At 36.2% G+C, this 13061-nt stretch carries 9 protein-coding genes; 7 read left to right on the forward strand and 2 right to left on the reverse strand.

All coding sequences use genetic code 11. From position 1 onward, the window contains the following. Positions 1-313: 313 nt before the first annotated feature. From GHD00_RS12860 to GHD00_RS12875, 4 genes are all read left to right on the forward strand, one after another. Positions 314-1654: a 2-hydroxycarboxylate transporter family protein gene (locus GHD00_RS12860; RefSeq protein ID WP_163538579.1), complete on the forward strand. Its 1341-nt coding sequence runs from the start codon at positions 314-316 to the stop codon at positions 1652-1654. 382 nt (positions 1655-2036) lie between these two features. Further along, the gene (locus GHD00_RS12865; RefSeq protein ID WP_240468694.1) at positions 2037-3023 is read left to right on the forward strand and encodes an ABC transporter substrate-binding protein; all 987 of its coding nucleotides are present in this window, start codon (positions 2037-2039) and stop codon (positions 3021-3023) included. Between the two features lie 575 nt (positions 3024-3598). Beyond that, a complete protein-coding gene (locus GHD00_RS12870; RefSeq protein WP_163538580.1) occupies positions 3599-4615 on the forward strand; it encodes a FecCD family ABC transporter permease in 1017 nt (338 codons plus the stop codon). Next, complete coding sequence (locus GHD00_RS12875) at positions 4615-5607, forward strand: FecCD family ABC transporter permease (RefSeq protein ID WP_163538581.1); 993 nt, start codon at positions 4615-4617, stop codon at positions 5605-5607. Before GHD00_RS12870 ends, GHD00_RS12875 begins: the two co-directional genes overlap by 1 nt. Before the next feature lie 327 nt (positions 5608-5934). Here the strand turns inward: GHD00_RS12875 and GHD00_RS12880 are convergent, their stop codons facing one another. Then, positions 5935-6717, reverse strand: coding sequence for a class I SAM-dependent methyltransferase (locus GHD00_RS12880; protein ID WP_163538582.1), 783 nt, complete (start codon positions 6715-6717; stop codon positions 5935-5937). Positions 6718-7076: 359 nt separating this feature from the next. Between GHD00_RS12880 and GHD00_RS12885 the strand changes: the two genes are divergently transcribed. Together GHD00_RS12885 and GHD00_RS12890 are read left to right on the forward strand one after the other, a co-directional pair. Then, the gene (locus GHD00_RS12885; protein WP_163538583.1) at positions 7077-8636 is read left to right on the forward strand and encodes a spore germination protein; all 1560 of its coding nucleotides are present in this window, start codon (positions 7077-7079) and stop codon (positions 8634-8636) included. 13 nt (positions 8637-8649) lie between these two features. After that, complete coding sequence (locus GHD00_RS12890) at positions 8650-9831, forward strand: Ger(x)C family spore germination protein (RefSeq protein WP_163538584.1); 1182 nt, start codon at positions 8650-8652, stop codon at positions 9829-9831. A gap of 129 nt (positions 9832-9960) precedes the next feature. On the opposite strand, the gene GHD00_RS12895 is transcribed toward GHD00_RS12890, so the two are convergent. After that, a complete protein-coding gene (locus GHD00_RS12895) occupies positions 9961-11055 on the reverse strand; it encodes a GerAB/ArcD/ProY family transporter (RefSeq protein WP_163538585.1) in 1095 nt (364 codons plus the stop codon). Positions 11056-11510: 455 nt separating this feature from the next. Between GHD00_RS12895 and GHD00_RS12900 the strand changes: the two genes are divergently transcribed. Next, a complete protein-coding gene (locus GHD00_RS12900; RefSeq protein WP_163538586.1) occupies positions 11511-13061 on the forward strand; it encodes a sodium:solute symporter family protein in 1551 nt (516 codons plus the stop codon).

Here is a 13061-nt window from a genome sequence, read left to right on the forward strand (position 1 = left end):
TTTTACCGTTTCAGCTGATAACGTGTTAAAGCTTGATAACATCCAATTCTTTTACTTTCTTTAATTACAAAAAGTATTCATTAATTACATAAGCTGTTTTAAATGTCGAAAATTTATTAAAATGAGGGCATGTCACTGAAAACGATTACAGATAAAGCTGTTTCTTGCTTATAGGAACCGAAAGTAATAAGGCTCCCAAGCACATTAAAATGATGGTTGAACAGGAATTGCCTAGCATGTGATGAAAACATAAAGAAAAAAATGTACACGTTTTACAAAAAAATTCTGAAAAGGGGATAAGGAGGAAGTACTTATGTCAAATGCAGCAAGAAGTTATGCGAATGAAGAGTTATCAAATAGAACGATAGAAACGAAAAAAGTCCGATCACTTCCATTAAACAATCAAGTATCTATTTTTAATATACCAATTGTTTGGTTTTGTATATTTACAGCTATTACATTAATAAGTATGTACACAGGTAACTTACCAGGCGGAATGATTGGAAGCCTATTAGTAATGATTGTGTTAGGCGAGTTGTTCGGCTGGGTTGGAGATCGATTACCGATTGTCAAAACGTATTTAGGCGGTGGGGCGATTATAGCGATTTTTGGTTCCGCGTATATGGTTTATAGTGGACTCCTTCCAGAGACGATTACGACTTCTGTAACTGATTTTATGAAATCTGGTGGGTTTTTAAGCTTTTATATAGCTGCACTAATTACAGGTAGTATTCTAGGCATGAACTCAAAAATTCTTTTAAAAGTAGGATTGCGATATTTTCTTCCGATTGGCGGAGCGGTTCTAGGAGCAGTTGCTATTACAGGACTGATCGGTTATTTAGTTGGATTTACACTTCAAGAAGCGGTTTTAGTGATTGCGATGCCAATATTAGGCGGCGGCATGGGAGCTGGTGCTGTTCCAATGAGTCAAATCTATTCTGAATTATTAGGGAATGACCCAAGTTATTATATTTCCATGTTGGTTCCAGCTTTAGCATTAGGAAATGTATTTGCCATTGTTTTGGCTAGTATATTAGATAAAATAGGCAATAAATATCCAGCATTATCTGGGAATGGTCAATTAATTAAAGGGTTTCAATATAAAAAGCCTGATCTTCAATATGACATTCAAAAAATGGGAGCAGGATTATTAGCAGCATTAACCTTTTTTACGTTAGGAACTTTGCTAGGAGCAATCATTCCATTACACCCTTATGCAATTATGATTATACTTGTAGCCGTTGCTAAAGTGGCAAATATTATGCCATCACCTGTAATCGAAGGCGCAAGCCAGTGGTATCAGTTTGTAGCAAAAAATTGGACATTTGCTTTATTATTTGGCATTGGGGTTGCGTATACTGATTTAGGAACAGTATTAGAAGCACTGACTTTACAATATATATTAACTGTTTTCGGAGTTATAGTAGGAGCCATTATAGGAGCAGGATTATTAGGTAAACTTGTTGGGTTTTATCCAATTGAAGCAGCCATAACAGCAGGATTATGTATGGCAAATATGGGAGGTACTGGTGATGTAGCGGTACTTTCTGCATCAAGACGAATGGAGCTTATGCCATTTGCACAGATTTCTTCCCGTTTAGGTGGAGCGCTTATTCTGTTATTAGCTGGTTTAATCATACCATTGTTTGTGTAAAATTATATTTCTGTGATAAAAGAGAGGTCGATTCCAAACATCGTAACTATTGATTTGGGGTAGGCCTCTTTTTTTGTCCTAAGAACTGCGTCTATGCTACGAAACTTATGAAAGGGACACCAATTTATACCGTGAAAAAAAGGTCATGAACCTACCACTGTTGTAGTAGAGTTAGATGGCCGAGTTGAAATTTATCAATCTTTGAGAGAATGTTAATTACTGGTTGTAGCCTACCATTTTGGAAAGCGGACAAAAATAGATAAAAGAAAAAGTTTTTGTAAAACCCCCTAGACAAATTGATCTAAAAACAGTATGATAATAACGAACTCATAAATGATAATAATTTTCAATCTCAATAGTAACTTTTAGGGGGAATTACATAATGAAGAAAATATATTTTATGTTATTACTTTCTCTTCTGTTTGTATTAGCAGCTTGTGGAGCAGAGGAAACAAATCCAGAATCAGATGAAGAACAACAAGAGCAAACAGAAGCGGATGCAGAAGGAGAAACAGAGGAACAGGAAGGTCAGAGTCAAGAGCGTGTGATCAGTCATGAAATGGGCGAAACTCCTATAACGGGTACACCTGAAAATATCGTAGTACTAGAATTTTCATATGTGGATGCACTAGCTGCACTAGACATCTCACCAGTAGGAATTGCTGACGATAATGACAGTGAACGTATTATCGAGCCAATTAGTGAAAAAATCGATGATTATACATCAGTTGGTACAAGAAAACAGCCAAGCTTAGAAGTCATTTCTTCTCTACAACCTGATTTAATCATTGCAGATTTACAACGACATAAAGAGATTTACGATCAGCTCAATGATATAGCACCAACGATTGTATTGGCGTCTCTATCAGCAGATTATCAAGGTATTTTAGATGGATTTGAAGTTATTGCTGAAGCTGTGGGCAAGGAAGAAAAAGGGGCCGAAGTAATGCAAGCTCATGATGAAAAAATGGAGGAACTTCGAGCACAAGTTCCTGAAGATGAAGAAAGAACTGTTCTTCCTGCTGTAGTAGCGAGCAGTGGATTCTTTGCACATGATGACAATTCCTATACGGGATCATTATTGGCATCCATTGGTTTAGATAATGCGATTAAAAGTGGAGATGAGCGCTATAACAAAATTAATCTAGAGCAAGTAGTAGAGTTTAATCCTGACGTCATGTTTCATATGGTAGCTGGTGATGAAACAGTGGTGGATGAATGGGAAGAAAATGATTTATATCAAGGTATTAGCGCTGTAGAAAGTGATCAAGTATATGAAGTGAACCGTAATATGTGGTCACGCTTTAGAGGATTAATATCTTCGGAGCAAATTTTAGAAGATGCAATTGAGCATTTATATGGTGAATAATAAATAGTGAAAGCGAGGTAACTACCTCGCTTATTGCTATTTTATTAATAACAGAAAGTATAAAAATAGTGCACAAAAAAATATAATACGCAATAAACCTAAAAAGCTTTCCTCTCACTCTGTTCACGATGAGTGCTTAATCGACGCTGCGGAAAAACACTCGCTTTCCGTGGGGACGCTTCAGCCTCCTCGGAAGCAAAGGACGCTTCCTGCGGGTCTTCAGACTGTTCCTTTCCCAAAGGAGTCTCGCATTTTTCGCAGCTTAGAAAGCTTTACTATTCTATAAAGAAGGAGTTCTCGAAATGTTGATTACATGGGCTTCCTTCTTTTATACATTAGACCATTACTATCAGCGTAGACAACATACGTAGACTCCCGCGGAAAGCGAAGTTTGTTGCCGGAGCGTCATAATAGCAGCACCAAAAATGAGCGAGATATAGGTGCACTCCATTTACTTTTCACTATTGCGAAGTTTGGTTCTGATGAGAATTAGTTCATGTAAGATAAAGGCGGCTAATATCGGACTGGTTTTGCCCGATTTTTCTTACGAGATATTAATGACAAGGTGTGTTGTGATGCAAGATCAAAATGCGAATATAAATGATAAACGTGTACAAAAACGTATTACTGTATTTTTTATAGGTATTATACTTCTTATCATTGGTTTCTTTTTTAGCTTGAGTGTCGGTTCGTCAACCATTGAATTTCAAACGGTGCTTCGTTCCTTATTTTTTAATATAGAAACACAAGATGCTAAAATCATTCAAGACCTTCGTTTGCCACGAGCAATTATCGGTGCCGTTGTCGGCGCTAACTTGGCGATGGCTGGTGCAATTATGCAGGCGATGACCAAAAACCCATTAGCATCTCCTCAAGTATTTGGAATTAATGCTGGTGCATCTTTGATGGTAGTGATTGGAGTTGTATTAATGCCTCATTTCTCACCATCTTTTTTGGTTGCTTTTGCTTTTATTGGTGCTGCTTTAGGAGGTGCCGTCGTATATTATTTAGCATCATCGGGGGGAATGACGCCAGTAAAGTTAGCACTTGCTGGTATAACCGTTCACTTATTTTTATCTAGTATTACAGAAGGTCTAATCATTTTTCATGAGCATACAACAGAGGATATCCTTTTCTGGCTTGCTGGAGCTGTTGATGGGACAGTTTGGAGAGATGTCAATATGATTTATCCTTGGTCATTGATCGGGATAGTGATGGGCTTATTGCTTTCTCGACAGCTGACGCTTTTAGGATTTGGAGATGAATTAGCGACAGGTCTTGGTCAAAAAATTGCTTTAACGCGTATATTGTCATCGGTCACTGTTATTCTTTTAGCAGGTTCATCTGTAGCAGTAGCCGGCCCAATCGGTTTTGTTGGACTCATTATTCCACATATTGCTCGTAAGTTGGTGGGGTTTGATTATCGATTAGTCATTCCAGCATCTGCTATATTTGGAGCGGTATTGTTAGTCAATTCAGACGTACTATCACGTTTTATATCTTTTCCATCAGAATCGCCAGTAGGAATAGTCACGGCTTTAATTGGCGGACCTTTTTTCCTTTACATAGCTCGTAAAGGAGGTAAGGGTTGATGAAAAAACTACAAAAAGAAAAATCTATTATGCTGTTATTATGTACTATAGTCGTTTTGGTTACCATTATAGGCATTGGAGTGGGAGCAGTATTTATACATCCTAAGGATATTTTGCTGTCATTAGCAGGTGTAGATATTGGTCCAAATGGTTTTATTATTCAACAATATCGTTTACCGCGAATTATTATTGCCTTATTAGCAGGTTCTAGTTTAGCGATTTCAGGAGCGATTTTACAAGGAATAATACGAAATCCCCTTGCATCACCAGATGTCATAGGTATTACAAAAGGTGCTGGTTTAGCGGCTGCTATTGTTATTATCCTATTTCCACATGCGTTTATTTTAGCAAGACCAATTGCTGCGTTCGTGGGAGCTAGCATTGTAGCCATTCTATTATATTTGTTTGCCTATAAAACAGGCTTAAGACCTACAACATTAGCATTAGTAGGGATTGCACTTGGAGCGATTTGTCATGCTGGTATTCAATTTCTTCTGGTGAAATTTCCAGTTGATGTCAATGCAGCATTAATTTGGCTCACAGGCAGTTTATGGGGAAAAGGATGGGAAGACGTGTGGTTGCTGCTTCCTTTAGTATTAATTCTTATACCTTTAACCGTTGCCCTAGCCCTAAAACTGGATATTCTAAACCTTGGAGATGATGTAGCTGAAGGGCTTGGGGAACCTGTTGGTATAACACGCATGGTCTTGTTATTTTTGGCGGTAGCCCTTGCTGGATCCAGTGTTGCCATTGTCGGTTCCCTTGGGTTTATAGGCTTAATCGCCCCTCATATGGCAAGGCAATTAGTAGGGAATAAACATCGTCTTTTACTTCCAACCTCAGCTTTAGTTGGAATGCTGATTGTGTTAGTCGCAGATGGGCTTGGGAGAGGAGTAATGCCACCTGTAGAGATCCCTGCTGGCATATTCACCGCTGTCATTGGCGCCCCTTATTTTCTTTTTCTATTAAAAAGACTTCAAACGAAATCATAGGATTCTATCCTAGTTTTGAAGTCTATAAGAGTGGATAATGGAAGGGATGTCCAATAGGCTTTATTTATTAACCATTTGCTGTAGCATACGTTTTGCTTCTTCGGTCAAGTAGACATTTTCGTCTTTTAATAGCTTTTTAGCTAAGTCTACCGTCATTGGTGATGTGTTCTTTTCAGCCACAGGATCGCCTCCTTTCCTATTCATACTTATAGTGTATGTTTATGGTTGATTATTGAAAGAGACAGGTATACTTAGTCTAACGTGGATTTTTACAAAAATAGATGGATAAACAATAAAAAAAGTGACAGGGGAGTCATTTACTCCTTGTCACTTTTTAAATTTTTCTTTAAAACCTATTACACGAATTCTTTTATAGTCTGCAACCCACTCGCCATTTTTATATAAGTCTTCTGTTAGCTGCTGTTCTATCTTTCTTATCAAGCCTTTTTGAGTATCTTTATCTATATTGTCTAATATTTCTTGGGCAAACATTTTGATCCAATTTTGCAATCCGTTAGAACCTTCTAAAGGAGTCGGTCTATCAAAATGTTGTGCAAAACGTACATGAAACCCAACTTCCTCCATTAAAGATGTATATTCTCCTATACTTGGGAAGTACCATGGAAATTCATCAGGCGGATGATCTACTCCAATAGCATGAAGCTGCTTTATTAACTCATCCGTAATAAGCTGCACATTGCCTTCTCCTCCAAATTCTGCGACAAGCCTACCTCCAGATTCTAAGCTATCAAACATTTGTTGTAATGCTTGTTTCGGCTGTTTCACCCAGTGGAGGGTAGCATTTGAAAAAACGGCATGAAACTCATTATGATACGGTAAATCTAATACATCTTTCTCTTCAAATGTAAGGGAAGGATATTTTTCTTTTGCTTGCTTAATCATATTAGCAGATTGATCAATTCCAATAACATGGGCACCGTACTTGCCTATTGCATGGGCTAAATCCCCTGTGCCACATCCGATGTCCAAAATCGATTCCCCATTTTGGGGTGATAATAGTTCGATTAACTCATTGCCGAAGTTTGAAACAAAATGATGCTTCTGATCATATAAATGGGCGTTCCAGCTGTCTTTTATATATGGTGGCATCCGGAATTCTCCTTTCTCAATAGTATCTTCCGATAATGAGTTAAATTATATCATAAATGGATTAAATTGGTACAAACTAATTAGTGTTTATCCATTTTGCTAAGGAAATTTACCATAATTGGTAAATTTTCTTATATCAAAACGACTGCTATGTGTCAATATATATCTAGAGAATAAAAGTGCAAGGAGATAGTAAATAACTAAATGAGGTTACCGCCATTTTTATTAGAAATAAGTATAAAAAACCGTCTCAACTGATTGCTAACGCGACAACTTAATAAGTTTTTCTTATGCATGATTTTATAAAATGTACAGATAATAAACGTAATGAAATTCTCCATTAAAGAGGGTAACGGATTATGAGAAATATTCGTCAAGCTTTACATAATAGACTCGTTAAATCCAATCATTCGTCATCAAAAAACGATGACAACAAAAGCCTTACACCATCTGTCAAAATAAATATAAAGTGGTTAAAAGAAGCTCTTAAAAATAGTGCGGATATCATCCATAGAGAGTTTGGAATAATCAAGAATAACAATACAGATACAGCAATTTTTTATATTGATGGCATAGTGGATAATGACTATATTAACCGATATATCATTGTGCCATTAATGGATATGGAACAGAAGCAAGAAAAAAACATAACCATTGATCATTTACTAAATCACCTGTTAGACAAAGTGCTGCCTTCTTCTAATGTGAAAGTAGTGCATAATTTGAATGAAGTAATACACGGGGTATTAGTTGGAAAAACGGTTCTATTTTTAGAGAATCACCAATCTGCTATTTTAGTCAATACAATAAGTTACGATTCAAGACCGATTGAAGAACCTGATACAGAATCTACAGTAAGAGGTTCTCGAGAAGGATTTAATGAAGTACTAAACACCAATACTTCCTTAATTCGAAGGAAAATTGTGAATCCTGATTTAGTTTTTGAGGAAAAAGTTATTGGGAAACAAACACAAACCCGAATTCGTATTGCGTACATTGATGGTATTGTAAATCAGGAAATAGTGGAAGAGGTAAGAAAACGTATCAATCAAATAGATACAGATATGGTCTTGGAATCTGGATATATTGAGCAGTTCATTGAAGATACCCCTTCATCACTATTCCCAACAGTTGGAAATAGTGAGAAGTCAGATAAAATTGCAGCGAAATTGTTGGAAGGAAGGGTGGCAATATTCTGTGATGGAACCCCATTTGTGATTACGGTTCCTTATTTATTTATTGAATCATTACAAGTACCAGAAGATTATTATTCTCGTCCTTTTATATCATCGTTCGTAAGATTGCTTCGTTTGTTAGCTTTATTTCTTACAATATCTACACCCGGAGTATTTGTCTCTGTAGCCACTTATCATCATGAAATGGTTCCTACTCAACTTTTGATTACTATGGCAGCTGCTCAAGAAAGAGTCCCATTTCCATCTTTTTTAGAAACACTGATTATGATTACCATTTTCCAATTATTACGAGAAGCCGGTGTGCGAATGCCACGGCCAGTAGGCTCTGCCATTAGTATTGTGGGTGCATTAGTAATTGGTGAAGCCGCTGTACAAGCAGGGTTAGTAGGAGCTCCTACTGTTATTGTAGTTGCCCTAACTGCAATAACGGGGTTTGTTGTATCTGCTTTAAATAATACCGTTATTATACTACGGTATGTCATTTTATTTTTAGCTGGCGGGTTAGGATTTTATGGAATATTATTAGGAGCTTTAGTAATAGTAGGTCATTTATGTTCCTTAAGATCATTTGGTTCTCCATACTTATCACCATTTGCGCCAGTATTTTTTAAAGAGTGGAAAGATGCTCTAATTCGAATGCCATTATGGTCTTTAAATAAGCGTCCTGAATCAGTTATTTGGGAGCCACAGCGTAGACAGGATGATTATAATAATCGGAAATGAGAGGATAAGTAGCATGATTTTAAGAAAAACATTTATCATTATCCTTACCACTATTTTCTTGACAGGGTGTTGGGATCGATTAGAGTTAACAGAGATTGGTATGGTAGTTGCAATGGCAATTGACATAGATTCTGAAACTGGAGAATATATTTTAACTTCTCAATATTTGAGGCCAGCAACTGAGAGTACGCTATCCCCAAGCGGGGATAATCCCACTGTTTTAGTTTCGGTAAATGGTAAAACCATTTCAGATCTAATGAGAAAAGCGAATCAAGAAATCGATAGAAAAGGCTTTTATGCTCACAATAAAATGGTGATTGTGAGTGAAGATGTGGCGAAAGCAGGCTTAATCCCAGTTTTAGAGACGTTTCAAAGGCGTCAAGAAGTACGGGGGTATGTCTGGCTCGCTGTAGCAAAAAATGTGAAAGCAAAAGATATTCTTTCCGTAGAAGGAAACAGTATTTCTCGGATACCCGCTCAGTTTTTATACAGTTTATTTAGTAATGCTGAATATAACGCCGTGACTAGTAACCTTCTTCAATATTATAAACAAGTACTGAAAAAAGGGGAAAACCCAGTAACTGGTGTTGTGAAAATGGAAGAAGAAAAAGAAGTTCCTCATGATGTGGTAAACCTTGTTGGAGGTGCAGCGTTCCAAAAAGATAAGTTAGTGGGGTTTTTAAATGAACGAGAAGCACGGGGTTATAACTGGTTAAAGGCTAAAGGCCCACATTTTGAGAGAGGAGCATTGTATCTGACATCTTTATTAGAGGAAGAAAAGTTGGTCACAGTATTAATTAAAGATGTAAAGTCCAATATTACCCCTATTGTAAAAGGACCATCTGAAATTTCATTCCGGATTGATGTAAAACAAGTTGCAGAAATTACTGGTCAGCAATCGACGAAAAAAATGGAAAAGAAATTGACATTGGCTGATTATTTAAAAAAGGTAGAAAAATTGGCCGAAAATGAAGTGAAAGATCAAGTACAAGCAGTTATTGCAAAAGCTCAAAAGGAATACAAATCTGACATCTTTGGCTTGGGAAATACCTTAAAAAGAAAAGAACCAGAAACATGGTCAAAGGTAGAAAACAATTGGCCTCAAACTTTTCAGGAGGTAGAGTGCACAGTAAACGTTGAAGTTGACTTGTTAAACTCTGGTTTGATTCAAGGAACATTAGATCCAAGCGAATAAGCTAAAGCTTAAAGAATACTTTAAATAAGTAATAAAAAAGAACAATAATAAGAACTATTATATAGACCAATCCGCCAAAAGTTATAAAGGCTAAAAAGTAATCTTCTTTTAACACTTGTATGTAGGTATTCATTGATGGGATTCCTTTCTTTTCATGGTTTTATTCTTTAAGTGTAAGATCAACATAAGCAGAATGGGGATAAATGAATATATTAATATAACATATACGCCTGTCTCAAATCCTTTCCATCGCTGATCATCTAAACTAGAAAATCTGTACATAGAAAATAACGGTAATAAAATCCCTCCAATACGTATTACCCAATTGGGGTTGTGACGTTCAAAAAACCAAACCATAGCTAAGGAAAAACCTAGAAAGTGGACAGCTGTTTTATAGAAACCTCCAATAAACATGAGAAATACACCGATACTGTCCAAGTTAGTGATAATTTCCGCTATATTTATGGATAACAAGGTTTCTAATAAAGGAATTTCCGTTCTACTGGCTAACTCTGCACCTAAAACAGCAATAATTTGAATTAAAGATAGGATCAGAAGAAAAGTTGATAACCCAACGGCCCAATAGGTTGATTTACGAATCGCTGATTGCTGTCTTATAAAATGCCATAAGGTAAGAAACACAACGGTTTCCCCGTATGGGAACGCTATCACCCTTGGAACTTCTCCCATAATAGAGGGAATATCATTTAAAACAGGTCTTAAGTTTTGTAATTCAAATTCACCAGAAAACATATTTAAAATGGCTATGACAACCATAAAAAATATAATGTAAGGTAAGAATATTTCTACAGTTCGCCCTAATACTTCAATTCCTAGACTCAGGATATAAATAATTGCAAAAATAAAAAAATATAATATGACGATAAGAGGGGTATTAGCAAGTGCCGTCATTTTAATTAATGCACCAAATTCATAGAAATTATGAGTTGTTTGATGTAAAAAGTATAAACTGAACAAAAGAATTAGCGGCTTTGCCAAAGGTTTCCCTAATGTTTCATTCAAAATTTCAGAAAAAGTTCGGTGAGGGTAGTATTTGGGTATTTGTGTGAAAACCCACAATAAACCCAATCCTATGATATAGGCCACAATAATAACAATCCATGCATTTTGCTTAGCCCCAATCCCTAAAGCGAACAGAGTAGTGCTTCCCACTTCAAATGCAACGATAAGAGCAAAAAGCTGAGTATGTGAAATACGTGTCATGACGTTTATAACTCCTTCATGATAATCTACTTAATATTTTTACCATAAAAGAATTTAGTTATAACTATAATTATAGGAAGCTGCTACACCAAATCTGATTTTTTATCTATTTGCAAAAATATACTCAGGTCTTACAATAGCGCTGCTAGTAAAAGTAGTTGTTTTACTGTTAATAAATGTAACTGATTATTTTTATTTATTGTAGGATTCATTTAATAAATGACATAGAACTTGTATGAAATCTAATTAAATTGTTGGGAGATTTGTCTGGGAAAGCTTGATCATCATAGTGATCATAGTGAATTAGTAAAAATTATTTCGAAATAGCGTGTAAGGAAACCTAACATAGTGTTTGTGTTAAAGTATTATCCTCCTTATGCTAGGTATTGTTAATAAATCTTACTAAAAAATGATTAATCCGGATTAGTTATTCATTCATTGGAGGATATTTATTTATGTTAACGTCAAGCACTGGTTATTTAATTTTGCTAATATTCGGGGTATTCTTTACAGGATTAACGATTGTAATGCAACGCCGTAAGAAAACGAAAATGACAGCAGAGCAGTTTAGTACAGCTGGGAGAAGTGTAGGGGTAGGTTTAGCAAGTGCATCGATTATTGCAGCATGGACATGGGCTGCAACCTTGATGATGTCATCTTCAACTGGGTTTAAATATGGAATTAGCGGTCCTTATTGGTATGCAGCAGGGGCATGTATTCAAGTATTGTTGTTTGCCATTGTAGCGATTCATTTAAAACGTAAAGCACCAAAAGCCCATACTTTTTTAGAATTTATAGGAAAAAGGTTTGATGAAAAGAATCATAAACTGATGATGATGTTCGCACTCATGACTAACATTATTGTAACGGCTATGGTCATCTTAGGTGGTGCGATTGCCTTAAACTCATTGACAGGAATGAATATATATATTGCAGCTTTTCTTATTCCACTAACCTTTACCATTTATACAATGATTGGCGGGTTGAAAGCATCGTTTATCGCAGACTATTTAAACACTGTTATGATATTTGTGATATTAACGATTTTTGCATCAGTGGTTTATTTTAAATTTGGTATTTCTAGTGTGTATGAAGGGCTAAGTTCTTTACCTGATTCTAACCAAATGTTAACAATGGCTTCGATTCCTGGTTTATTCTTCGGAATGATTAATATTATTGGAAACTTTGGAACAGTATTCGTTGATCAATCATATTGGCAAAGAGCGATTGCGAGTAAGGATAGCGCGGCTTCTAAAGCCTATATTTATGGTGGTATCGCTTGGTTTGCCATTCCATTTTCTATTGCCACCTTTCTAGGGGTAAGTGCAGCTGGTCTAGGAATTGATGTCACAGACCCAGACGCGTCGGCGCCATTAATGGCAGCTCATTTATTAGGTACAGCAGGATCAATTTTATTCTTGGTTATGTTATTTATGGCAGTTATGTCAACAGGAGCAGCAGAGTTGACGGCAATTACGAATATTATCGTAACAGATATTTATCGCCAATCTATTAATCCAAAAGCGACAAGTAAACAAACATTAAAGGTTTCTAGAATTGTAACATTAAGTTTTGGTCTTGGAATGGGTATCTTGTCCATCCTATTATTCAACATTGGAATTGGTTTAAGCTTTGTGTATATGGCAATGGGTATCTTTGTAAGTGGTGCGGTTATCCCATTAACACTCGGGTTATTGTGGAAACGTGCAACGAATGAAGGTTGTTTTTATGGTGCTCTATTAGGAATGGTTTCTGGTGTGACAGTATGGATGTTAACAGCACATTTCAAGTTTGGTGGCATTAATGTAGCCAATTTAGGTGAATTACATTCGATGCTTTATGGTAACTTAACCGTTTTTGCAGTGAGTGGTTTGATTTCTATTGGTCATGCTTTTGCTAGTAAGCAAGAATTTGATTTTGAATCATTAAAAGACAAATTCCACAGCTTTGACGAAGATCAAAATAACGATCAAGATCAACAGAAAGCAAGAAAGGATGTTATATAA

It is taken from the genome of Gracilibacillus sp. YIM 98692 (assembly GCF_010993965.1).
In the GTDB taxonomy this organism is placed as follows: domain Bacteria; phylum Bacillota; class Bacilli; order Bacillales; family Amphibacillaceae; genus Gracilibacillus.